Source organism: Streptomyces sp. NBC_00377 (genome assembly GCF_036075115.1).
GTDB lineage: Bacteria > Actinomycetota > Actinomycetes > Streptomycetales > Streptomycetaceae > Streptomyces.
In genome coordinates this window covers 8,806,388-8,830,087 of record NZ_CP107958.1, presented here as the reverse complement: position 1 = coordinate 8,830,087, position 23,700 = coordinate 8,806,388, and the positions used below count along the sequence as shown (strand labels likewise).

The following is a 23,700-nucleotide window of genomic DNA, read 5'->3' as shown; positions in this document are numbered from 1 at the left end:
CGTCATCAACTCACCCGGAGGAGCCCGTAGAGCACCGTCAGGACGGCGCGAACCGGCACATCAAGGTGCGTGCAGCCCGGTCGCTCGGACAAGCTCGGGACCGGCGCCGACAACGGCTCGGTATGGCCGTCGCGCCCCTCGGATCGGCAGGCGGCGACGGGGCCGATCCCTGCCGGCGTACGGCTCCGGTGAAGGCGAGACGCGCAGCGCAACCGGCCCCCCGCCAAAATGATCATCGAGAAGGCACCAGCCACGACCGGACGCAGGAGGTCACCGCGCGCATCATCCTCGCTGCACAGCGGGCCCCGTCGTTCAGGGTGGCACCAGGTGTCCCGACGGTAGTGCACGCGCTACCTGGAGGTGGGCAGCGCACGGGTTGGTGACGCACCCTCTGCGCACGGAAATCTATCGGCATGACGCGACGCAAAGCAGTGATCATCCCCTCGGTCCTCCTCTCCCTCTGTGCGGTGGCGGTTGCCACTCCGGCCATCGCGGACACCGCGCACGAGTCGTCACCCACCCCGATCCCGGTATCGCCGGTCTCGGCCTCCGGTCAGCACGCGGACAGCGTGGTCGCTGCCATCGAGCGCAGCGCCCACACACTGAGGAGCACGGAGCCGACCGGCAGTCTGCGGGACCTGGACGCGCTGGGGCGAATGGTCCGGAGCGCCGAGGTGGTCGGGCTGGGTGAGGCCACTCATGGTTCGCAGGACTTCTTCCGCATGAAGCACCGCGTCTTCCGCTACCTGGTCGAGAAGAAGGGCTTTCGGTCCTTCTCCCTGGAGCTCCCGTGGAGCAGCGGTGTGCGGCTCAACGAGTACGTGCTGGACGGGAAGGGCGACCTCAAGGACGTAGCGCGAGAGGAGTTCCAGGGTTCCTACCGGATCTGGAACAACCAGGACTACCTCGACCTCATCGAGTGGATGCGCGGCTACAACCTGCGGCACCCGAACGATCCGGTGCAGTTCATGGGCGACGACATGGGCTACGTCGGGCCGGAGCTGTACAAGCGAGTGACCGACTACGTGTCCCGTCGGTACCCGCAGTTGCTGGAGCGCGTCACCGGGCTCTACCGCGGCCTGGCGCCGACCACCGACGCCGGCACCTACAGCGAGGAGTACTTCAAGCTGCCGCTGGCCGAGCGCCAGGAGCGGGCGGAGCGGACCGGGAAGGTGTACGAGCTGCTGCGGGAACAGCGGCCCGCTTCCGGCGCGGCCAAGCAGGACCACCTGTGGATGGTGCAACACGCCAGGGCCATCCACCAGATGGCCAGGGGCATGGCCTTCGACTTCACCGACGAGACCCAGAGCGCCGCGATGATGAGACTCCGTGACCAGGTGATGGCCGAGAACGTGGACTGGTGGCACCGGCACACCGGCGACCGGATCCTGCTTTCGGCACACAACACCCATGTGTCCTACGACTCGTTCGACACCCGGTATCCCAAGACCCAAGGTGCCTTCCTGCGCGATGCGCTGGACAACGACTACGTCAGCATCGGCTTCAGTTTCGACCAGGGTGCGTTCAAGGCCTTCGGCACCGAGGACAACGTGATGCGCACCTACCGCGTGGAGGCCGCGAAACCGGGCTCCAACGAACACACGCTGGACAAGGCCCGCCAGGACGACTACATCCTCGACATGCGCACTGCCCCCGCGCTCGTGCGCGCCTGGCTGGACACGGAACGCGTCACCTGGAACATCGGCGCCGGGTGGCCCGACCCCGTCGAGTACAGGACGGCCCTCGGCCGGGCTCACGACATCCTCATCCACCTGCACGACGTCGCAGCCACCACGTACCTGGGCGACCCTGAGCAGCGACGCACGGCACACCGCCCGGGGCCGGCGTCTCCTGAACCCCCGCTCCCAGGCGATTCCCCGGCGTTGCAGGATGCGGTCATCGGCGACGGGGACGACCCTGCGCGGGTGTCCTCCGTTCCGGTCAGGGATCCTCGCCCGAGCGGGGTTGCCGATCTCTGCGCCGACAGGCTCGAGGCCTGATCTGATTCCGCACGCCGCTGGTTGTGACGGCTGCTACGTTGTGCAGCGTGACGAATGCCGAGCCCGGTGGTCACCGGCTCGTCCTCATGTCGAAGCCTCCCGTGCGACCCTCCCGGCGTCGGAACGAGGTCCGGCGGGAGCTGCGCCGGAGCGCCACGTCCTCCAGGGCGGCCTCGGCCGGTGCGCGGCTCGCACCGTGCGCCGCCGCCTGCGAAAACTACGCGGAGCGGGCCTTCACCGACCTGCACCAGGCCCCGGCGCAGCGTCGATGACACGGGCAACGGCGCGACCGGCCCCGGCCCGCCGGATGTGGCCGCTGTACGCGGCGGGCTTCACCACCGCGTTCGGCGCGCATGGAATCGCCGCCAGTCTCGGCGGCCACTCCAAGGACGCCGTCACCTCACTGATGGTGCTCGGCGGTCTGCTGGCGCTGTACGACGGCGCCGAGGTGGTGCTGAAGCCGCTGTTCGGCACGCTCGCCGACCGCGTCGGCGCCCGGCCCGTGCTGCTCGGCGGCCTCGTCGCCTTCGCCGCCGCCTCCGGGGCGTACGTCGTCGCGGACAGCCCTGGCTGGCTGTGGGCGGCCCGCCTCGGCCAGGGCGCCGCGGCCTCCGCCTTCTCTCCCTCCGCCTCCGCCCTGGTCGCCCGGCTCAATCCGGCCGCCAAGCACGGCCGTGCCTTCGGGTCGTACGGCTTCTGCAAGTCCGTGGGCTACACGCTGGGCCCACTGCTCGGCGGGGTCCTGGTCTGGGCCGGGGGCCTGCGGCTGCTGTTCACCGTCCTTGCGGTGCTCGGCGCGGCGGTCGCCGTCTGGTGCGCCCTCGCCGTGCCCGCGGTGCCGCCGCTCCCCCGGGCCCGGCAGACGGTGCTGGACCTGGCCCGGCGGCTGGTCGACCCGGCGTTCCTCGCGCCGACGGCGGCCCTCGCCGCGGCGACCGCGGCCCTCTCGGTCGGCGTGGGCTTCCTCCCCGTCTCCGGTCGGACGGCCGGTCTGGGGACCGTGGCCACGGGGGCGGCCGTGTCGGTGCTCGCCGCCTGTGCAGCCGTGGTCCAGCTCCGGGCGGGGCGGGCTTTGGACGACGGACGGCTGACAACCCGTTCGGGCCTCACCGCGGGTTTGCTGCTGGCGGCCGCCGGGCTGGGCTGCGCGGCGCTTCCCGGTCTGACCGGCATCCTGACCGGGGCGACTCTGATCGGCGTAGGAACCGGTCTGATCACTCCGCTCGGCTTCGCCGCCCTCGCCGCGTCCACTCCCGCCGAACGCCTCGGCCAGACCATGGGCGCCGCCGAGCTCGGCCGCGAACTCGGGGACGCGGGCGGGCCGTTGCTCGTCGCCGCCGTGGCCACGGCGACCACCCTCACGCACGGGTACGCGGCGCTGGCCGTGCTGCTCGCCGTCGGTCCGGTCATCGGCCGGGTACACCGTCACCGCAGCGGTTGATGTCAGGACGGCAATCCCGGCGAGGGTGTCGAGTCGGCTGCGTTCGTCCCGCTCACGGCGAGCGTCCGCGAGGAGTTGATGCCCGCGGGCGGAGGGGCGGCGGGGCGGTGACCCGGCGAACCGACCGTGCGGTCGAGGCTCAGGGCCCAGACACGTGACCTTGTCGTCGTGGTCGGGTGGTCAGCGGCTCCCGCGCAGCGGGGGAACCTCATCGGCGGGCACGTCCAGCCGCGGGTACCGACCGCCCGGGTGTGGCCATTTCCTCTGCGCTCAGCGCGCACAGGAGACGAGCGGCGGGGAAGAAGGGCGGGGACGCGCGCCTTCCTGCGAGCCGTCCCCCCGGTGGGGCGACGGTGGCGGGAGGCCGCCCACTCGGTGATCGTCGCGGGGCTGTGGAGCCCTGCACGCCGGGCGGGTCGAAGGGTGTAGGGGACATGACCGACGTGGACGATCTGGCCGCTGTGGACGTGGTGGAGGATCCTGCCGTACCGGAGCGCCGAGGTGGCGCTCTGGCGCGGTGGTTGCTGCGTCACCGGGTGCAGGCGGTCGATCCGGCCGCGGAGACGGGCGCCGGCGAGTCGCATGCCTGGTGGAAGGTGATGTGCCTGACGGGTGTCGACTACTTCTCCAGCCTGGCCTACGTCCCCGCCATCGCCGCCCTCGCGGCCGGTGCGGTCTCACCCCTGGCCACTCTGCTGCTCGTGGTGCTGACCTTGCTGGGGATGCTTCCGATGTACCGGCGGGTGGCCGGCGAGAGTCCGCACGGGGCCGGTTCGGTGGCGATGCTCGAGGACCTGCTGCCGTTCTGGCGGGGCAAGCTGTTCGTCCTGGTCCTGCTCGGGTTCGTGGTGACCTCATGGATCATCACGATCACCCTGTCCGCGGCCGATGCTTCCGTGCACATGGTGGAGAGCTCCTACGCCCCGCAGAGCCTCCACGGGCACGAGGTCGTCATCACCGTGGCGCTCCTGGTACTCCTCGGCGGGGTGTTCCTGCTCGGCTTCAGCGAGGCCGTGAGCGTGGCCATCCCGCTGGTCGCCGTCTTCCTGGCGCTCAACGCCGTGACCATCTGCGTCGGCCTGGTGGATGTGTTCACCAGCCCGGACGCCTTCTCGGCGTGGACCGGCGCGCTCACCGAAGGCCGGGGGTTCGGTGACCTGGCGGGCCCGGCTCTGCTTGCCTTCCCGCTGCTGGTGCTGGGGCTTTCCGGCTTCGAGACCGGGGTGAGCATGATGCCGCTCATCTCCGCCTCGGGTGAGAACTCCGAACAGCGGCTCAAGTCCCGCATCCGCAACGCCCGCAGGCTGCTCACGACGGCCGCCCTCGTCATGAGCGTCTACCTGCTGGCCGCCAGTTTCGTGACCACCGTCCTCATTCCGCACAAGGAGTTCGAGGCGGGTGGCGCGGCCAACGGCCGGGCCCTGGCCTGGCTGGCCCACGAACACGTCGGGGAGGCGTTCGGCACTGCCTACGACATCAGCACGATCCTGATCCTGTGGTTCGCAGGCGCCTCCGCTATGGCGGGACTCGTGAACATCGTCCCGCGCTACCTTCCCGGTTACGGCATGGCCCCCGAATGGGGCCGCGCGGTGCGCCCCGTCGTCCTGGTCTACACCGCCCTGTGCGTCATCATCACCATCGTGTTCGACGCCGACATCGACGCCCAGGCCGGCGCCTACGCCACCGGCATCCTGGCCATGATGGTCTCCGGCGCCTTCGCCGTCACCGTCTCCGCCCTGCGCCGTCGCCAACGCACCCTGGCCGTGGGATTCGCCGTCCTGACCGCCGTGCTGCTCTACGCGCTGATGGCCAACATCATCGACAAGCCGGACGGCATCACCATCTCCGCGATGTTCATCGTCGGCATCATCACCATCTCGCTGATCTCCCGCATCTCACGCACCACCGAACTGCGCGCCGACAAAATCGTTTTCGACGAAGCCGCCCGCCGGTTCATCACCGACACCCTCGCCCACGACAACGCCATCAACATCATCGCCAACCGCCGCCAGGCCGGGGACGGCGCCGAGTACGCGGACAAGGAACGCGAGCAGCGTGCCACCAACCCCGTTCCCGGTCTCGCGGACATCCTGTTCCTGGAGATCGACGTGGTCGACCCCTCCGACTTCAGCGAAACCCTCACCGTCCGGGGTGTGGAGATCGACGGGCACCGGATCCTGCGGGCCGATGCCCCCGCCGCACCGAACGCCATCGCCACGATCCTCCTCACCCTGCACGAGAAGACCGGCGTCCAGCCGCACTGCTACTTCGCCTGGGCCGAGGGCAGTCCCCTGACCCACATGTTCCGCTACTTCCTCCTGGGCCGCGGCGACACCGCCCCCCTCACCCGCGAGATCATCCGCCAACACCAGCCCGACCCCGCCCGGCGCCCCGGCATCCACGTCGCGGGTTGACACCTGGCAGACGGCGCGTCCCTGGCTGTCCCCGCCGATCGGGCAGCGGTGGCTTCACCGCGGTGCAGCGTCGGCCACGCGCGGGGCGGAGAGGGGGGCAGCAACTCGGGAGCCTTCTGCGTCTCGACGAATCCGGTCACGCTCGCCAAGGGCGCGCTGACGGAACATCGTCAGAGGATGCCTCAGTCGCCCCCTCCTCCGCCGCCGTCACCGCCTCCGCTGTCACCGCCGCTGTCGCCTCCGCCGCCGTCACCGCCGTCCGCGCCCCAGCCGTCGCCACCGCCGGATTCGTTGTCGTCGCTCCCCTGACCGAGGTTGGCGAACCAGGGGCGGTCCCACGCTTCGTCGGCGGCGACGGGCTCACCCCCGCTCGCAGGGCGCCGCGCGGACCGGAACCGTGCCGAGCCCGTCGTGTCCCCGAGTCCGAAGGCGACGGCGAAGACATGCGCCATGACGGCATCCAGCGGATCAGGGCTCTCATACTGCACAGGGGCCAGTGGCAGCAGCACCGTCCCTGGCTCGAGCGACGGCCGGCGCGGGGGTCGCGTCAGCACGGCGACACTCCGTCCGTCGCGCAGCAGCCGCGAGCTCAGTGCGTTCTCACGTCGTAGTACCCAGTGCTGCCCGGGCAGTCGCATCTCCACGAGACTCCTGGATTTGCGCAGCTTCTTCTTCAGCGCGAGCTCCGCCGTGACGTCTCCGACCGTCATGCGCAGACCGCCGGACGATTCGACGCCGTAGCGGTCGAAGCCGTGCGGCGCCCGGATCCGAACGACGGGAGCATGCGGCCCCCAGACGTCCACGCGCACCAGGCGCCGGTCCACGGCGACGGCGATCGGTCCGGCCGGGCCCGGCGCGAAGCGGCGTGCGATCCACAGCGGTACCTCCTCGGCCCGGGCCTGCTCCGCAAGAGCAGCCACCTGGGCAGGCCCACCGCACTGCCGCACCGCCAACTCACCCAACTTGCGGGCGAACTCGGCGGCCTGCCGGACCCTGACAGGCGTGGTGGTGCCCGTGATGCGGGTCACCGGCACGGTCCCCGCGCCCTCCGTCAGCCGCTCGAGCGGCCGCTCCGTCCCGCCGCCTCCGAGCCAGCACCCTCGCTGGAACACCTCGGCCATGGCGGCGAGGTTCAGCTCACTCAGCGGCGCGGTCCTGCCGCCGTTGCGCAGTTGCTCCTCGGTCAGTTCCACGGTCCGCGCGAGCGGATTCCACGACCGTTCGCCATAGAGCACCTGGCTCACCACTACCCCCGTATTCGTAGCCGGCCCAGCGGAACCACCTTCACATATGCCCGCGGACCCGCGTCACGGGGGTGGGAGGTCCGGAGGTCCGGAAACGAACCCGCGCACGGGTTTCGGCCGCAACGCGAACGCACTCGGCACGCATGCTGCGGGCCCTGCCTCAGGCGTCGGCTCCCCTCCCCGAGGCGGCCGCAGACACGAGCTACTTACTGACGGCGAAACGCATCAGGGCGTGCTCGTCACCCTGCTTGAGCTTGCCCGTCACGTTGATCACTTCGAGTTTCCAACTGCCGCCGACCCGCATCGCCTTGGCCACGGCACAGCCGTTGTCCTGGGTGAGCAGGCTCGGCCAGATGTCGGCCACCTGCTGGGAGTTGCCCCCGGTCGCGTCGTAGACCTTGAAGCTGATGTTGCGCGCTTTCTGGAAGGAACTGCCCTTCTTGTACGCGGCGGCCACGAACACGATCGACGTGATGTTGGGCGGTATCCGCGCGAACTCGACGGTCACCGTCTCGTCGTCCCCGTCCCCGTGCCCGGTCTGGTTGTCGCCGCTGTGCACCAGGGAACCATTGCCCATGGGGTCGAGAGAGTCGAGACCCGCGAGGCGCACCGGGTCGCCGCCCTGCATCGCGACGGCGATCAGGTCGAGGTCGGTGCCGGTCTTGCGGCGGAGTTTGCCCAGCACCCCGCCGCTGCTGCCGGCGGTGGGGTCCCAGGACACCCCGATGGACAGGTGGGTCACTCCGTCCAGGTCGGCCGGGCCGTCTTCCTTGGTGAGGGTGATCATGCGTGGCTCATCCTTTCGCCTCGAAGAACTACAACACGCAGAGTGTGCCTGGTGCCTTCGTGGTTCCACGTGAGGGGTCCCGATAGCGTGCACGGACTCCGCTCAGCTTCTCGCCGTCGTCGAGGTCGACGACGGTCGGAACCCCCGCGGCGCGGCCGGCGGAGCCCGGCAGGGCGAAGGGAGCAGCGCAGTCTAGAGCGGCCGGCCGGGCGGCCAGTCGAAGTGGCAGGACGTGTCAGGCCGAGCTCCTCGGACCACGAGCCAGGCGTACACGTCCACGGCGGTGAACAGAACCTCGCTGCCGGCCGGCGCGGCCGACCGCTGAGCCGTGGTTTCGCTCGGTCGGCTCGTCGGTCGGCTCGAAGCGCGCTCCGTACGGCTGTCAGGACCCTCCGGGGAACCCGTCCCACGCACCTGCGGATCACCGCCAATCTGGAGCTCCGGGTGAAATGCCTACAGACTGGCAGACGACGAATGCCACCCCTTTCCATGACACACCGAACAACTCGGCCTGACCGGAGGTGTTCCCTCGCCACGGGGCGACACCGGGCGTCCGCCCGTCAGCCGAGGCGCAGGGTGCCGGCTAAGGGGTCAACCAAGGAGTCGGTCAAGACCGGCGCACCTGGCCGACCGGCAATCGACCGAGCGGGGAGCCCAGTTGCCCGCGGAGGCCCCACGGTCACCACGGGAGTGATTCGTGAAGGCACTTCGCGTGCGGCAGCCATGAAGACCCCGCCGCCTTTGCTTCACTCCGCCCGCCGCCGGCCGTTTTGCGGCTTCCCACTCGGCGGTTTCGGCAGATCACCTTCGGCGCCCATTTGATTGAACTTCACGCAAATATAGGGTGCCCTGATGACCTCCCCGCATCCCTATACGCGTTACACAGCGATCGGCGACAGCCTGACGGAGGGCCTCGGCGATCCCGACCCGGCCGGCGGCCACCGCGGTTGGGCCGACCGGCTCGCGGAGATCCTGGCGGAGCACCAGCCCGGCCTGTCGTACGCCAACCTCGCCGTGCGCGGGAAGACCGCCGCGCAGATCAGGGCCGAACAACTGGCCCCCGCGTTGGAGTTGCGGCCTGACCTGGTGACCGTGATGGCCGGTATGAACGACCTGGTGCGCTCGGGCTTCGACGCCGGGGCGGTCATCGCGGACATCGAGGAGATGTTCGCCCGCCTCACCGAGTCGGGCGCCCGCGTCGCCACGGTGACCTTCCCGGACCTGGGGAAGGTTTCCCCGCTCGCGCGCCGCGTGCTCCCCCGGATCGTCGACCTCAATGCCCGGCTGCGTGCCGCCGCCGAACGGCACGGCGTCGTCGTCCTGGACGTCTACGCGCACCCCGTCACCACCGACCCCCGCCTGTGGGCCGACGACCGACTGCACGCGAGCCCGCTGGGCCATGCGCGGATCGCCTCCGGCATGGCCCACGCGCTCGGCCTGCCGGGCCACGACACCTGGGCCGAGCCGCTGTCCGTGCAGCCTCCCGTCCCGATGTGGAGGGCCGTCGGCGCCGAGGTGCGTTGGGCGGTGGACTTCCTCGGCCCCTGGCTGTGGCGGCGGCTGCGCGGACGCTCGTCGGGAGACGGCTGCTCGGCGAAGAGGCCCCAGCCGGGGCCGGTGACACAGCAGAGCGCGGCCTGAGTACGGCCCGGCGCGGCATCGATGTGCGTCATGTTGGCGCCACGCACGCCATTCGGCGTTTGGGGGTCGGGGTGTGGCGCCGAGTGGCGCCAGGTGTGCTGCTTGCGGCGCCGCGTGACGCCACTCGGCTTTCGGCCCCGTCGAGGACGCCCCAGTGGTCGGCGGGCTGCTGCTCGGAGCGCGGTCTCGCGGACCCGTCTCACCGGCAGGGCGCGCCACGCCATCAGCCCTTCGCCACGAGATCCTTGAGCGCGATGTTGAGCTCCAGGACGTTTACCCGGGGCTCCCCGAGGAAGCCCAGGGTGCGGCCGTCGGTGTGCTCGACGACCAGCTTCCGGACCCGGGCGACGGACAGCCCGTTCCTCTCGGCGATCCGGTGCACCTGGAGGTCCGCATACTGCGGGGAGATGTCGGGGTCCAGGCCGGAGCCGGAGGAGGTGACGGCGTCGGCGGGGACATCGGAGGGGCGGACCGTGTAGTCGGCCGTCGAGTTGTCCTGGACGACGGCCTTCTTGGCAGCGGTGACCCAGTCGATCAGGTCCTTGTTGTCGGCGGCCCGGTTGGTGGCGCCGGACAGGATCAGCTTGTACCGGGTGTTGACGCTGTTGGTGCCGAGGCCGTTCTGCGGGCGACCCTGGAACCACTTCAGGTCGGGTTCCGGGGTCTCCTGGCCCTTCTTCAGCGGCAGGTTGTACGACTGGCCGATGAGTGAGGAGCCGACGACCTTGCCGTCCGCCTTGATCTCGGAACCGTTCGCCTGACTGCGGAACAGCCCTTGGGCGATGCCGGTGACGACCAGCGGGTAGATGACGCCGGTCACGAGGGTCAGCACGAGAAGGGCGCGCAGGCCCGCCCCGAGCAACCGGACCGTCCTGGTCAGTGAGTTGTTCATGGCCTTGAGCACGCTTTCAGGAAATTACAGCCCGGGGACGAGGGAGATGAGCAGGTCGATGAGTCTGATGCCGACGAAGGGGGCGATCAGACCGCCGACGCCGTAGATCGTCAGGTTGCGGCGGAGCATCCTGTCCGCGCTCACGGGCCGGTACTGCACGCCTTTCAGGGACAGCGGGACCAGCGCGATGATGATCAGGGCGTTGAAGATGACGGCGGAGAGGATCGCTGAGTCCGGTGAGGACAGGCCCATGATGTTGAGCTTGTCCAGGCCCGGGTAGACGGCCGCGAACAGCGCCGGGATGATCGCGAAGTACTTGGCGACGTCGTTGGCGATGGAGAACGTCGTGAGCGCGCCCCGGGTGATGAGGAGTTGTTTGCCGATCTCGACGATCTCGATGAGCTTGGTCGGGTCGGAGTCGAGGTCGACCATGTTGCCGGCCTCCTTCGCGGCCGACGTGCCCGTGTTCATCGCCACCCCGACGTCCGCCTGGGCGAGCGCCGGTGCGTCGTTGGTGCCGTCACCCGTCATCGCGACGAGCTTTCCGCCCGCCTGCTCCCGCTTGATCAGCGCCATCTTGTCCTCGGGCGTGGCCTCCGCGAGGAAGTCGTCGACGCCGGCCTCCTCGGCTATGGCTTTGGCGGTCAGCGGGTTGTCGCCCGTGATCATGACGGTCCTGATGCCCATGCGACGCAGTTCGTCGAACCGCTCCCGCATGCCCTGCTTGACGACGTCCTTGAGATGGATGACGCCCAGCACCCGTGCGCCTTCGGCGTCTTCGACGGCCACGAGCAGCGGGGTTCCGCCGGCCCCGGAGATCCGCTCGGTGAGCGCGGCGGCGTCCTGGGGCACCTCGCCACCCTGCTCGCGGACCCAGGCGACGACCGATCCGGCCGCGCCCTTGCGGATCCTGCGCCCGTCGACGTCGACACCCGACATCCGGGTCTGAGCGGTGAAGGCGATCCACTCGGCACCGGTGAGTTCGCCCTGGTGGCGCTCGCGCAGTGCGTACTTCTCCTTCGCCAGCACGACGATGGAGCGGCCCTCGGGCGTCTCGTCGGCCAGGGACGACAGCTGGGCGGCGTCGGCGAGTTCGGCCTCGTAGGTGCCGCTCACCGGCACGAACTCCGAAGCCCGCCGGTTGCCGAGCGTGATGGTGCCCGTCTTGTCGAGCAGCAGGGTCGAGACGTCACCTGCGGCCTCCACGGCGCGCCCCGACATGGCCAGCACGTTGCGCTGCACCAGGCGGTCCATGCCGGCGATGCCGATCGCCGAGAGGAGGGCGCCGATGGTGGTCGGGATGAGGCAGACGAGCAGCGCCACCAGCACCACCATCGTCAGGTGCGTGCCCGCGTAGTCGGCGAACGGCGGGAGCGTGGCGACAGCCAGCAGAAAGACGATCGTGAGCGAGGCGAGGAGGATGTTCAGCGCGATCTCGTTCGGCGTCTTCTGCCGGGCCGCGCCCTCGACCAGGGTGATCATGCGGTCGATGAAGGTCTCCCCGGGCTTCGTCGTGATCTTGATGACGACGCGGTCGGAGAGGACCTTGGTGCCGCCGGTGACGGCCGAGCGGTCGCCGCCCGACTCGCGGATGACGGGCGCGGACTCGCCGGTGATCGCCGACTCGTCGACGCTCGCGACGCCCTCGACGACGTCACCGTCGCCGGGGATGATGTCGCCCGCCGCACAGACGACCAGGTCGCCGATGCGCAACTCGGTACCGGGTACCTGCTCCTCGCGGTCCCCGACGAGCCGACGGGCGACGGTGTCGGACTTGGCCTTGCGCAGGGTGTCGGCCTGCGCTTTGCCACGTCCCTCGGCGACCGCCTCCGCCAGGTTGGCGAAGACCACGGTCAGCCACAGCCAGACGCTGATCGTCCAGCCGAACCAGTCGCCCGGATCCTTGAAGGAGAAGACGGTGGTGAGCAGCGAGCCGATCCACACCACGAACATCACGGGCGACTTGACCATCACCCGCGGATCGAGCTTGCGCAACGCGTCCGGCAGGGACGTGAGCAACTGCTTGGCGTCGAAGAGGCCCGCTCCCACGCGGCCCTCGGCGGGCGCGGACCCGGTGGGCACGTCGCTGTGCGGCGCCCGCGTCGGGGTGGCTGTGGACATCGGTTCCTCTTGCTTCTGTGTGCGGGTGCTCATGACGCCAGCCCTTCGGCCAGCGGACCCAGCGCCAGGGCCGGGAAGTAGGTCAGACCGGTGATGATCAGGATTGCGCCCACCAGCAGACCCGTGAACAGCGGCTTCTCGGTGCGCAGGGTGCCCGCGGTCGCCGGCACCGGCTTCTGCTCGGCGAGCGAGCCGGCCAGCGCCAGCACGAACACCATGGGCAGGAATCGGCCCAGGATCATCGCCAGCCCCAGCGTGCTGTTGAACCACTGGGTGTCGGCGTTCAGACCGGCGAAAGCCGAACCGTTGTTGTTCGCGGCCGAGCTGTAGGCGTAGAGGATCTCGGAGAAGCCGTGCGCGCCGCTGTTGGTCATCGAGTTGCCGGGGGTGGGCAGGGCCATCGCGGCGGCGGTGAAGATGAGCACCAGCGCCGGGGTGATGAGGATGTAGCAGGCGGCGAACTTGATCTCGCGGGTGCCGATCTTCTTGCCCAGGTACTCGGGTGTCCGGCCGACCATGAGACCGGCGATGAACACCGCGATGATCGCCATGATCAGCATGCCGTAGAGGCCGGAACCGGTGCCGCCGGGCGCGATCTCGCCCAGCTGCATGCCCAGCATGGTGATCCCGCCGCCCAGACCCGTGTAGGAGGAGTGGAAGGAGTCCACCGCGCCGGTCGAGGTGAGCGTGGTCGACACCGCGAAGATCGACGAGGCGCCGACCCCGATGCGGGTCTCCTTGCCCTCCATCGCTCCCCCGGCGATCTGGAGCGCCGGGCCGTGGTGGGCGAATTCGGTCCACATCATGAGCGCGATGAAGCCGACCCAGATGGTGGTCATGGTCGCGAGGATCGCGTAGCCCTGCTTGAGCGAACCGACCATGATGCCGAAGGTGCGGGTCAGCGCGAACGGGATGACCAGGAGCAGGAAGATCTCGAAGAGGTTCGTGAAGGGGGTCGGGTTCTCGAAGGGGTGGGCGGAGTTGGCGTTGAAGTAGCCGCCGCCGTTGGTGCCGATCTCCTTGATGGCCTCCTGCGAGGCGACCGCTCCTCCGTTCCACTGCTGGTCGCCGCCCATGCTGTGCCCATGGAAGAACTGGCCGACCTCGTGAATGCCGGAGAAGTTCTGGATGGCACCGCACGCGACCAGGACGATCGCGGCGACGACGGAGAGCGGCAGCAGGATGCGGATGGTGCCGCGGACCAGGTCCGACCAGAAGTTGCCCAGCTCACCGGTACGGATGGGGGTCCCCCCGCTCGAGCGAAGCCGAGAGTGGGGGAGGGCGAACCCACGCACGAGAGCCACCGCCACCGCGATGCCCACGGCCGCAGAGACGAAGTTCTGCACGGCCAGGCCGGCCGTCTGCACGACGTGTCCCATGGCCTGTTCGCCGTAGTACGACTGCCAGTTGGTGTTGGTGACGAAGGAGGCGGCGGTGTTGAACGCCTGGTCCGGGTCGATCGACTTGAAGCCGAGCGACCCGGGCAGGTGGCCCTGGAGCCGCTGGAGCAGATAGAGGAAGATCACGCCGACCGCGGAGAAGGCGAGGACGCCGCGCAGGTACGCGGGCCAGCGCATCTCGGTGTCCGGATCGGCGCCGATGCTCTTGTAGATCCACCTCTCGACGCGCCAGTGCCTGTCGGAGGAGTAGACCTTGGCCATGTAGTTGCCGAGAGGGACGTAGGCGAGCGCCAGTGCCGCGATGAGCGCAAGCAGCTGGAGGACGCCGGCGAGTACGGGACCCATGTGCTGGTCAGAACCTCTCCGGGAAGATCAGGGCGAGGATGAGATAGCCCAGCAGGGCGACGGCCACGACGAGGCCGACGATGTTCTCGGCGGTCACAGCCTGGTCACCCCCTTGGCGACGAGGGCCACCAGCGCGAACACCGCGACCGTGGTGAGGACGAAGGCCAGGTCGGCCATCGCGAACTCCTAGGAGTGGAAGAGAGGTCTGAAAACGAGCGGACACTCAGAGCAAACGCGCACCTGAACGGAATCGGCCGCCCGTTGACGACTCCCTTACGGCAGTCACCGCGCCCTTGACGGGACTCTTACGGCAGCTCGCGCCCGGCGCGATGACAGCGGGCCTCGACGGCATCCGCGCGCCGTCCGCCACCGCGCGTCGTCGGTGGCAGCCGCCGCCCCAACCGCTCCTCGGCCGCGGCGATCTCCGACTCCTGTGCCCCGGGCCTGCCCGGGTGGAAGGCGGTCTGCCCGCCCTCCTCCTCCCCCTCCCCCTCCTACTCGTCCGCGTCCGCGTCCGCGCGCGGAACCCACTCCTGCTGCCAACGTCCCAGGAACTCAACCCAGTTGAACGACTCGCCATTCATGACCGGGTAGTGCCACCCGGCACCGACAACAACGCCCCGAGAAGCCCTGCCTCCATCACGGGGGTGCCGGGGCGTGCGGCGTGTGGGGTGGTGTTTCGTTTTTTCGTGCGGGTGGGCGCATGGATGCACAATGAAGGGGTAATCGCGCGGCGGTGCCGGTTGATTCCAGTCGGCTCGTGGTGGTCGGTTTCGATGGTGGGAGGGGTATGTCATGGCACTCATGAGCGTGACGGCTACGGACACGCAGGTGCGCGGGTTGCCGGAGGTCGCCGACCCCGCTCGTGTCGCGCCGCGGGACGCCCGTGAGCTGTCCCGGCTGTTCTTCGACCAGCTCGCGGTGCTGGAGGAGGGCACGCCGCAGCACCAGTACGCACGCAACACGCTGATCGAGATGAACATGTCGCTGGTGCGGTTCGCGGCGGGCCGTTTCCGCAGCCGGGGGCCGGAGGAGATGGAGGACATCGTCCAGGTCGGCATGATCGGCCTGATCAAGGCGATCGACCGGTTCGACCTGTCCCGGGAGGCGGAGTTCACCTCCTTCGCCATCCCCTACATCGTCGGTGAGATCAAGCGGTTCTTCCGCGACACCACCTGGGCGGTGCACGTGCCGCGCCGGCTGCAAGAGGCCCGCGTCCAGCTGGCCCGCGCCACCGAGGAACTGCGCAGCCGGCTGGGCCGCACCCCGACGGTCAGGGAACTCTCGGAACTGATGAGCCTGCCCGAGGAAGAGGTGTGCGAGGCCCGCCTGGCCGCCAACGGCTACAACTCCTCCTCCCTGGACGCCACCCTCAGCAGCGGTGAGGACGGCGAGACCGCCCTGCAGGACTTCATCGGCACCGAGGACCAGGCACTGGAACTCGTGGAGGACTTCCACGCCCTGGCCCCCCTCATCGCCGAGCTCGGCGAACGCGACCGGCAGATCATCCACATGCGCTTCGTCGAAGAACTCACCCAGGCCCAGATCGGCGAACGCCTCGGCGTCTCCCAGATGCACGTCTCCCGGCTCCTCACCCGCACCCTGACCCGGCTGCGCGAAGGCATGCTCACCCAGCACTGACACCCACCAGCCCGCCCCCCCCCAAGGCCCCGGGCGGCACCAGCACCCAGCCTCACCGCCCGGGACACCCACCCGACCCCCAGCACACGCACAGACCCCAGACGGGCGGGCACACACCCAGAAGCAGCAACCACCAGCACCGCCACCGCCCGGCACCGCGGCTAACGAGCCGATCCGTGCAGCCGCAGGTGCGCGACAGGTGCGCGACCGGCATCCAGGAACCACCTTGCCGCCGGCGGCGTGAGCGCTCGGTCCCCGCCTCCAGGAGTCCGCAGCGGCACCCACCGCCAGTCGGCCTTCAGGCCCGTCTCCAGGGCGGCCCGCGGTTCCCCGGTCCCGTCCCGACCCCTCTCCTGCCGACCCGCTCCCGGAAGGCCCATCCCGCTGAGACTCAATCCATGGGCGATGGGGAAGTCGGGAGTGGGCGGATACCGTCGAGTCGGTGTGCCGCCACTCAGACAAGGAGATCAGGGCATGGCAGGAGCGGAGCAGTCGCAGTCGCACGGGAAGCGGCCCGTGGCGACACCTGCCGCCACGCTCGTCACGGCACTGGAAGCCATCGGGACCGGGGCCTACGTGGTGGACGAGCAGGGACGCATCGTCGCCGTGAACACCCGCACCGAACAGTTCCTGGACCGGCCCGCCGCAGCTCTCATCGGCCATGACGCGCACGACCTGCTGCACCGCGACGCCCACGGCCACCCCCTGCCACGCACCCGGTGCCGTATGCGCCAGCCCTTCCACGCCGGACGCACCGCGCAGGGCGAGGAGGAGTACTTCGCACTCGGGGGCGGTGGCGTGGTCTCCGTCTCCTGGCTGATAACCCCCTTCGACCTCGACGGCCCCGAGCGCAGCACCCTCGTCGTCTTCCACCCCCGCCATCTGGAGGAGAGCGACGAGACGCCGAAGCCGGAGGGGACACTGCTGCCGGAACTCGAACGGCTCGCGCTGCTGGCCGCCACCACCACACAGCTGACCTCCACCCTCGATGTCGAGGAAGCGCTGCGGCGGCTGGTGAAGCTGGTGGTGCCCCGACTGGCGGACTGGGCCATCATCGATCTGATCACCGAACGCGACGAGGTCTGGCGTGATGTCGTCGTCGAGGCCGCCGGTGACGCCTTGGTGCGCCATGAGGAGCTCCAGGGACCGATGCCGCCGGTCCCGCAGGAGTCACCGATGCCGTTGTCCAGGGCGCTGCGCGGGGTCGCCTCGACACTGGCCGGCCCCAAGACCTACCAGGGGCCGCCGGACTCCGGGATCGCCGTCGAACAGCGCCGTCTGTTCGACGCCACCGGCATCCACTCCGCGGCCATCGCCCCCATCCGCAGCACCCGCTCCGTCCTGGGAGCACTCACCCTGGGCCGCGCCAAGCAGGAGGGCGACTTCGCCACCGTAGATCTTCCCCTGATCGAGGACATCGCGCGCCGTGCCGGCCTGGCCCTGGACAACGCACGCCTCTACCAGCGTCAGCGCAAGGTCGCCGAGACCATGCAGAACCACCTGCTGCCCCAGATGCCGCGCGTGCCCGGGCTGCAGATGACAGTCCGCTACCTGCCCGCCCCGGACGCCTCGCAGGTGGGCGGCGACTGGTACGACGCCTTCTCGCTGTCCGACGGCGCCACCGCGCTGGCCATCGGCGACGTCGTCGGCCACGATCTGGAGGCCGCGGCCGGCATGGCACAGGTGCGCAACATGCTCCGCGCCTACGCGTGGGCCCTTCAGGAACCGCCCAGCAGGATCGTCGAACGCCTCGACGAAGCGGTCATGCACATCACCGACGTCGCCATGGCCACCATGATCCTCGCCCGTGTCGAAGAAGCCGACGAGGGTCGGTGGAAACTGACCTGGAGCAACGCCGGCCATCCGCCGCCCCTGCTGATCAGCCACGACGGCCTCGCCGACTACCTCACCGACGGCCACGGCATCCTCCTGGGCACCGGGTCGAGCAAACCCCGCACCGACGCCGTCACCCTGCTTCCGCCGGGTTCGACCCTCCTGTTCTACACCGACGGCCTGATCGAAGAACCCGGCCGCACCCTCGACGAGGGCCTCGAGCGCCTGGGCCGGCACGCCGCATCCCTCGCCCACCGGCCACTGGCCTCCTTCACCGACCAGCTGCTGCGCCGCGTGCGCCCTCGCGCCAACGACGACGACGTCGCCCTGCTCGCCCTGCGCACCCCCGACCCCGGATGACCCACGCGGCCCAAGGTCGATGTCGCGGCCTCGGACGTCGCCGACCCGGCCCGGCCCTGCCCCTACCGGCTCATCGCTGCGGGTCGGGTCTGGTGTCGTCGGGGTGGTCGGGGGTGCCGTGCCAGTCCAGTATCAGGACCGTGGCGTCGTCTCTGAGGCTGCCGTGGCAGGCGTGCAGGACGGCGGCGGTCAGGCTGCGGACGGCTTCGCGTGGGTGCAGCGTGCGGGTGTCGTGGATGACGGCGGCCAGGTCGACGGCGGCCGCGCCGCGTTCCTGCATCCCGTCGGTGAGCAGCACCAGGCGGTCCCCGGGCAGCAGCTGGAGTTCCTGGAGGCGGTAGCCGGTGGGGGCGGACACGCCGAAGGGCAGGTTGGCGCTCAGGGGCACCTCCTCGACGGTGCCGGCGCGCAGCCGCAGCGGGCGGGGGTGGCCGGCGTTGACCAGTTCGCACCGGCCGCTGGCCAGGTCGACGCAGAGCAGCTGGCCGGTGGCCAGGCCGCGGCTGTGGCTGAGCAGGGCCTGGTGGGCGTGGTGGGCCTGTCTCAGGGCGTCGCAGCCGCTGCGGCGGGCCCGGCGCAGCGCTCCGAGAAGCAGTGTGGCCAGGAGGGCGGAGTTGGTGTCGTGGCCCATCGCGTCGGTGATGGACAGGTGCAGGGTGTCGCGGTCCAGGGTGTAGTCGTAGGTGTCGCCGCCGATGTCGTCGGCCGGGACCAGGCCGGCGGCCAGGGTGAACTGCCGTGCCTCGCAGCACGGCGCGGAGGGCAGCAGCTGGTGCTGGATCTCCGCGGCCAGGCTGGTCTCGGTGGTGCGCCGGGTCAGGTGGTAGAGGTCGGTGAAGCGGCGGTCGGTGACGATGATGTAGGCCAGCGCGTGGGCCGCCTCGCGGACCTGGCGCAGTACGGTGTCGTCGGCGCTCTGGAGGCTCACCTCGAGCACGCCGATGCAGTCGCCCCGGTTGGTGACCGGCGTGATGACCCGCCGCCCGCCCTGCCCGCCCGGCTCGACATGCTGGCGCTGGCTCCGCAGCACCTCGTCGTAGACACTTCCCAGCAGCTCCACCGGCCCCGCGTCGTCGGCGTCCGCACTGCCGGCGGCGGCCAGACGGACCAGCCGCTGGCCGATGAGATCGACGAACAGGAAGGACACCCGCTCGGCACCGAACCGCTTCTGCAAATCGCGCGCCACCACGTCCACGGACTCACCGGGCGGGGCCGCTTCCGCAGCGGCCAGCAACTCGCCCAGTTCCAGATCTCCACCCTCCACAGCAACCTCCTGTCGGTTGCCGCACCTTCTTCCCCGACTCTGCGCAACATCACCTCATCCACCCATTTCACCTGGTCAAGACAGTGGGCCAGATCGGCGCGAAGAGGGTCTGTGGTCCTCCGGAACGGTGTTCGCGGGCGGCTGGGGCGGTCGGGGCGCCGGCGGTCGCGGGACGCAGGGGAGGCAGCCTGTCGTCCGCGCGCGGCGAGCGGTCCGGCCGCCCCGGGGTTGTTGTACGGGCGGGTGAGGTCCCTGGCCGCTGGTGTGGGCGAAGCCACCCACGGTGTTATTCAATGAGGTGTGCGGTCAGGGGTCTCGGGGCCTTGTCGCACGGGTCCGACCACGACCCCGGCACTCCGCCGGGGATTGCTGAGAGAGCCGCATGGACTCCACGCCCTCCCCTTCGTCCTCATCGCCGTTCGACCTGGTCAGCAGCGCCCTGGGGCGCTACATCCCGCGCGGCGGATCGGCAGCGGCCGCCGATCCCGCCGACGCCCCGGGCGACCGCACCACGCGCCCACGCGTCACCGGCAGCCCGGCAGCAGCCGACCGTCACGACCAGATACTCGGCGTGGTCAACCTGGACACAGATCTGCGCATCACCCGCTGCAATCTGGACGCCGCCGTGTTCGCGGGTCTGGACGCCGTGGCCGGGAGTTCCTTCGCCGACCTGCTGCCACCCGGGGACGTACCGACGGTCACCCGGAGGTTGCGGCAGGTCCTGGAGATCGGTGAGGCGCACGTCGCCCGGATCCAGCGCCTGCGGCGCGGCGACGGGTCGGAGCTGGTGGTCTCGATGAGCATCCTGCCCGCCGCGGCGCCCCAGGAGGGCCTGACCGTCTCCTTGATCGCCATGGCCAGGAGGCTGCACCTGTACGCTGCCGAGACCGCGATCGGCACCTCGCTGGATATCGGCGAGACCGCCCAGTCACTGGCGGAGTCCCTGCTGGCCTGGGGGGACGTGGCCGCCGTCGACCTCGACTTCGCCGTGTGGACGGGCGAGGGGTTCACCGAACAGGGGCAGGGGCGTATTCGGCTGCGGCGGGCAGCGCTGGTCCCTGACCGGGTCTGGCCCGAGGGTTACGTGACGCCGGGCGGCGATCTCCCGAACGACGCGAGTCGCCTGCTGGCGCAGGCGGTACGGCGGGACGACGCCCCCCAGGCCATCGTCATACCGGATCGTGAGGCGGTCGAGCGGCTGCTCGGCAGCCCACGGGTGATCCGTGCCCTGGTGCCCGGTGACCGGTCGGCGAGTGTGGCGTGCATACCGCTGGTCCTGGACGGGACGCCGCCCGTCGTGCTGGGCGTGGCCGAGGTCTGGCGGCGGGCGGACCTCCCCTTCCGCGACAGCGAGTTGTTCGACCTCCAGGAACTGGTGGCGAGGACCGCCCATCACGTCGACCTGGCCCGTCAGCACCACCGTGAGCACACTCAGGTGCTTGCGTTGCAGCGCAGGCTGCTGCCCCGGACAGGCGGCCACACCATTGAGATCGCCAGCGTCTACCACCCCGCCACCCCCGACAGCGCGGGTGTCGGCGGCGACTGGGTGAACAGTTTCCCGCTGCCGGACGGCCGTACCGCGCTGGTCGTCGGTGACGTCGTCGGGCATGGCCTGGGAGCCGCGGCGACCATGGGCCAGCTGAGCATGGAGGCACGCGCGCTGCTGTCCGCGGGTCTGGCGCCGGACGAGGTCCTGGAGCACCTGGACGAGACCGTGTCGCTGCTGGACGACGCGGAATCCGGGCTGGCGGCCGGCTACAGCGCCCTCGGCTCCACTTGCTGCATCGCCCTCTACGACCCGGTCAGCCACCATGTGACGCTCTCCAGCGCGGGCCACCTCCCCCCGGTCCTGGTGCTTCCGAACGGTCACGCGGGCCCGCTCGCGGTCCGCCCCCACCCCGGGCTGGGCGTGGAGTTCGCGCTGCGGGAGCCGTTCGAGGTGCACACGTTCGACGCGCCCCCGGGCTCCCTGCTCGCCCTCTACACCGACGGCCTGGTGGAGAACCCGGCCCTGTCGATCGACGACGGCATCAGCAGGCTGGCGGAGGCCGTGGCCGCGGTGCACCCCTGGGACACCTTGCAGCAGGCCGCACGGCACGTCGTCTCCGCGCTCGCGCCCAAACGCCAGCGTGACGACGTGACCCTGCTGCTCGCTCGCATGATCGGCTACCGCAAGGAGGACACCGCGACCTGGCGGCTGCCCGCCCGCGACGACGCGCCGCTGCGGGCCCGCACGCACGTCTCCGCGCTGCTGCGGCGATGGCACACCCGGGGCGCCACCCGGGACGACGTGCCGCTGCTGGTCAGCGAGCTGGTCACGAACGCGGTGCGCTTCGCCGAAGGCCCCATCACGGTACGGCTGATCAGGGCCGGCCAGAGTCTGCTGTGCGAGGTGGGCGACACAGGCAACGGCAGGCCGCGGCTGGGTCCGGGCGGCCTCCTGGACGACGGCGGGCGCGGTCTGCACATCGTGCACAGACTCACCACGCGGTGGGGCGTGCGATGGACGGACACCGGCAAGGTGGTGTGGGCGGAAGTCCCATGGTGACGTGACCACGGACAGTCCGTGCGCCTGCCGGGCGGCGCGGGCTCGCCCCATGGCCTGGGCGGGTGGCGTGGTCGGCCCGTCTGCCGGCCGGGTCCGCGCGGGCTCGTCCTAGGGCGTGTCTGACAATTCCCGCCGGGCGCGCGGCGTCCGGCACGGCACTCCCCCAGCCTTCGGCCGGGGGTGCCCCCACGCCGCGTTGTCGCATCACCCGAGTACATCCAGTACGCGGGCGATGCTCCGCCTTGCGATGCACCGCACCGGACGCCGCGCGCTGATCCGACGCGAACTGTCAGACACGCCCTAGAGCCACTCGCCTTCGAGGGCGGTGGCGGTGAGGCCCGGGGCCGCCGCGTAGAGGACGGCGCGGCTGCCCGACTTCTGCCCCGCGTCGTGCGCGCGCCTCAGGATGTCGAACACGGCGGCGCCTCCGCGGTTTCCGCTGGTGTAGCTGTCCCGGCTGTAGTCCAGCAGTCCCGAGGGCCACGCTTCGGGCATCGTCTGCTCCATGTACTCCAGCACCCGGGTCCCGCCGGGGTGCGCGAGCAGCACGTCGGGGTGCCAGGAGTCGGGGTCGTCCTGGTAACGGAGGCGCAGCCATTCCCACATCGCGGTGACCGTCTCCTGTACGGCGCGCGGCCCGCGCCGGTCCATCACGAAGTGGGTGCCGTCCGCCCGCGTCTCCAGGCGGTGCAGGTCCTGGGTGCCGGGCAGGGTGTGGTGCCAGGCGGCGTCCAGCCGCAGCACGGACTCGGGCCGCGGGCGGCCCGTGACCACCGCGGCGACCGCGGTGTCCGCGAACAGCAGGCGGACTATCAGGGACTCGATGGTGTCGTCCGCGGGCTGGTAGGTCGTGCTCAGCGCCTCGGCGATCACGACCAGGACGACCCGGTCGGGGTCCGCGGCCACGAGATCCGCCGCCAGGGCCAGGGAGCGGGTGCCGGCGATACAGGCCCACTGGGTGGCCGGCAGCAGCATCACGTCGTTGCGGAGCGAGAGCTTGTTGGCCAGGGCGATGTCCAGGCCCGGCAGCGCGGGGGTGGTGGAGTGACTGGTGATCAGGCAGTCGATGTCCGTGGCGTCCAGCCCGGCGATTTGCAGGGCTCCGCGCGCCGCACGCTCCCCGTAGGACTGCACGGCTTCCCAGGCCGGGGCGGTGCGCTCCTGGACGGTCTGCCGCGCCGGTACCGCCTCGAGGGCCGTGATCACGCGGTCCACCTCCTGCTGGGTGAATCCGCCGTGCGCCAGCGCCTTTTGGGCGGACTCGACGCCGACGTCCCGTAGAGCGCCGCCGTTGCCGGGCGCGACGGCGGTCTCCAGCGGCAGCATCCAGCCGCGGGTCTCGATGCCCGTACTGGCCGCGATGCCGTCGATCCGCGGCGCCCACGCCGCATGCGGGTGCCGGTCGCGCACCTCCTGCACGATCTGGCTGGTCTCCACGGTGTGCTCACCGTGAATCACGGCGGGAGGACAGAGGTAAGCGGCCATGATGGGCACCTTTCCAGGGGAAGAGAGAGGAACGTCACGAGGGCTGCGTCATGGGCCACTTTGGAGCTTCGCGCCCATGCCGACGGGCTCCGCTTCGGGAGCCGCCGTCCCTGTCGAGCATGGACGCTAAATGGACATATCTGCTGTGACTCACACAACTTGGGCGACCCTCAAACGGCGTGATACGGCACACACCGCCAAAACGGGGCCATCCCGGGAGTGTCTCTGCGGGCATGGCCTGACCAACCGTCAGTCTCGAGACTCGTCCGGTCCGGGCGCGCCCC

Annotated in this window: 15 protein-coding genes; 7 read left to right on the top strand and 8 right to left on the bottom strand. The window is 70.4% G+C overall.

Going from position 1 to position 23,700, the window contains the following annotated elements; genetic code table 11:
- The first annotated feature begins 413 nt into the window (after positions 1–413).
- The 3 genes from OHS71_RS39230 (at position 414) to OHS71_RS39220 (ending at position 5,855) form a co-directional block, all read left to right on the top strand.
- On the top strand, positions 414–2,000 hold the full coding sequence (locus OHS71_RS39230) for an erythromycin esterase family protein (RefSeq protein ID WP_328484079.1): 1,587 nt from the start codon (positions 414–416) through the stop codon (positions 1,998–2,000).
- Positions 2,001–2,307: 307 nt separating this feature from the next.
- On the top strand, positions 2,308–3,441 hold the full coding sequence (locus tag OHS71_RS39225; protein WP_328484792.1) for an MFS transporter: 1,134 nt from the start codon (positions 2,308–2,310) through the stop codon (positions 3,439–3,441).
- 434 nt (positions 3,442–3,875) lie between these two features.
- On the top strand, positions 3,876–5,855 hold the full coding sequence (locus OHS71_RS39220) for an amino acid transporter (protein ID WP_328484078.1): 1,980 nt from the start codon (positions 3,876–3,878) through the stop codon (positions 5,853–5,855).
- 182 nt (positions 5,856–6,037) lie between these two features.
- Here the strand turns inward: OHS71_RS39220 and OHS71_RS39215 are convergent, their stop codons facing one another.
- Together OHS71_RS39215 and OHS71_RS39210 are read right to left on the bottom strand one after the other, a co-directional pair.
- Positions 6,038–7,099, bottom strand: coding sequence for a hypothetical protein (locus OHS71_RS39215; RefSeq protein ID WP_328484077.1), 1,062 nt, complete (start codon positions 7,097–7,099; stop codon positions 6,038–6,040).
- Between the two features lie 202 nt (positions 7,100–7,301).
- Positions 7,302–7,886, bottom strand: a complete 585-nt coding sequence (locus OHS71_RS39210) for a TerD family protein (protein WP_328484076.1) — start codon at positions 7,884–7,886, stop codon at positions 7,302–7,304.
- Positions 7,887–8,738: 852 nt separating this feature from the next.
- Between OHS71_RS39210 and OHS71_RS39205 the strand changes: the two genes are divergently transcribed.
- Positions 8,739–9,527 (top strand): SGNH/GDSL hydrolase family protein, encoded by a 789-nt coding sequence (locus OHS71_RS39205; protein WP_328484075.1) that lies wholly within the window; start codon positions 8,739–8,741, stop codon positions 9,525–9,527.
- A 223-nt stretch (positions 9,528–9,750) separates the two neighbouring features.
- Here the strand turns inward: OHS71_RS39205 and OHS71_RS39200 are convergent, their stop codons facing one another.
- Genes OHS71_RS39200 through kdpF form a run of 4 tightly spaced genes read right to left on the bottom strand, consistent with a single transcriptional unit; the run spans position 9,751 to position 14,382 of the window.
- Complete coding sequence (locus tag OHS71_RS39200) at positions 9,751–10,419, bottom strand: potassium-transporting ATPase subunit C (protein ID WP_328484074.1); 669 nt, start codon at positions 10,417–10,419, stop codon at positions 9,751–9,753.
- Positions 10,420–10,443: 24 nt separating this feature from the next.
- Positions 10,444–12,540 carry a potassium-transporting ATPase subunit KdpB gene (gene kdpB, locus OHS71_RS39195; protein ID WP_328765846.1) on the bottom strand — a complete coding sequence of 699 codons (2,097 nt, stop codon included), beginning with the start codon at positions 12,538–12,540 and terminating at the stop codon, positions 10,444–10,446.
- 29 nt (positions 12,541–12,569) lie between these two features.
- The gene (gene kdpA, locus OHS71_RS39190; RefSeq protein WP_328484072.1) at positions 12,570–14,285 is read right to left on the bottom strand and encodes a potassium-transporting ATPase subunit KdpA; all 1,716 of its coding nucleotides are present in this window, start codon (positions 14,283–14,285) and stop codon (positions 12,570–12,572) included.
- Positions 14,286–14,292: 7 nt separating this feature from the next.
- The gene (gene kdpF / locus OHS71_RS39185; RefSeq protein WP_256916116.1) at positions 14,293–14,382 is read right to left on the bottom strand and encodes a K(+)-transporting ATPase subunit F; all 90 of its coding nucleotides are present in this window, start codon (positions 14,380–14,382) and stop codon (positions 14,293–14,295) included.
- 698 nt (positions 14,383–15,080) lie between these two features.
- Here kdpF and OHS71_RS39180 point away from each other — a divergent pair.
- Both OHS71_RS39180 and OHS71_RS39175 read left to right on the top strand, forming a co-directional pair.
- Positions 15,081–15,926 carry an RNA polymerase sigma factor SigF gene (locus tag OHS71_RS39180; protein ID WP_328476313.1) on the top strand — a complete coding sequence of 282 codons (846 nt, stop codon included), beginning with the start codon at positions 15,081–15,083 and terminating at the stop codon, positions 15,924–15,926.
- Between the two features lie 474 nt (positions 15,927–16,400).
- Positions 16,401–18,119, top strand: coding sequence for a SpoIIE family protein phosphatase (locus OHS71_RS39175; RefSeq protein ID WP_328484071.1), 1,719 nt, complete (start codon positions 16,401–16,403; stop codon positions 18,117–18,119).
- Between the two features lie 70 nt (positions 18,120–18,189).
- Here the strand turns inward: OHS71_RS39175 and OHS71_RS39170 are convergent, their stop codons facing one another.
- Positions 18,190–19,383, bottom strand: coding sequence for a PP2C family protein-serine/threonine phosphatase (locus tag OHS71_RS39170; RefSeq protein ID WP_328484070.1), 1,194 nt, complete (start codon positions 19,381–19,383; stop codon positions 18,190–18,192).
- Between the two features lie 382 nt (positions 19,384–19,765).
- On the opposite strand from OHS71_RS39170, the gene OHS71_RS39165 reads away from it, so the two are divergent.
- The gene (locus OHS71_RS39165; RefSeq protein ID WP_328484069.1) at positions 19,766–21,931 is read left to right on the top strand and encodes an ATP-binding SpoIIE family protein phosphatase; all 2,166 of its coding nucleotides are present in this window, start codon (positions 19,766–19,768) and stop codon (positions 21,929–21,931) included.
- A 300-nt stretch (positions 21,932–22,231) separates the two neighbouring features.
- Here OHS71_RS39165 and OHS71_RS39160 read toward each other — a convergent pair whose 3' ends face one another.
- Positions 22,232–23,416, bottom strand: a complete 1,185-nt coding sequence (locus tag OHS71_RS39160; protein ID WP_328484068.1) for a type III polyketide synthase — start codon at positions 23,414–23,416, stop codon at positions 22,232–22,234.
- Between the last annotated feature and the right edge of the window lie 284 nt (positions 23,417–23,700).

Coding starts and splice junctions, on each gene's coding strand:
- OHS71_RS39230 (WP_328484079.1), top strand. CDS start 414: ATGACGCGACGCAAAGCAGTGATCATCCCCTCGGTCCTCCTCTCCCTC.
- OHS71_RS39225 (WP_328484792.1), top strand. CDS start 2,308: ATGTGGCCGCTGTACGCGGCGGGCTTCACCACCGCGTTCGGCGCGCAT.
- OHS71_RS39220 (WP_328484078.1), top strand. CDS start 3,876: ATGACCGACGTGGACGATCTGGCCGCTGTGGACGTGGTGGAGGATCCT.
- OHS71_RS39210 (WP_328484076.1), bottom strand. CDS start 7,886: ATGATCACCCTCACCAAGGAAGACGGCCCGGCCGACCTGGACGGAGTG.
- OHS71_RS39205 (WP_328484075.1), top strand. CDS start 8,739: ATGACCTCCCCGCATCCCTATACGCGTTACACAGCGATCGGCGACAGC.
- OHS71_RS39200 (WP_328484074.1), bottom strand. CDS start 10,419: ATGAACAACTCACTGACCAGGACGGTCCGGTTGCTCGGGGCGGGCCTG.
- kdpB (WP_328765846.1), bottom strand. CDS start 12,540: ATGTCCACAGCCACCCCGACGCGGGCGCCGCACAGCGACGTGCCCACC.
- kdpA (WP_328484072.1), bottom strand. CDS start 14,285: ATGGGTCCCGTACTCGCCGGCGTCCTCCAGCTGCTTGCGCTCATCGCG.
- OHS71_RS39180 (WP_328476313.1), top strand. CDS start 15,081: ATGGCACTCATGAGCGTGACGGCTACGGACACGCAGGTGCGCGGGTTG.
- OHS71_RS39175 (WP_328484071.1), top strand. CDS start 16,401: ATGGCAGGAGCGGAGCAGTCGCAGTCGCACGGGAAGCGGCCCGTGGCG.
- OHS71_RS39165 (WP_328484069.1), top strand. CDS start 19,766: ATGGACTCCACGCCCTCCCCTTCGTCCTCATCGCCGTTCGACCTGGTC.
- OHS71_RS39160 (WP_328484068.1), bottom strand. CDS start 23,416: ATGGCCGCTTACCTCTGTCCTCCCGCCGTGATTCACGGTGAGCACACC.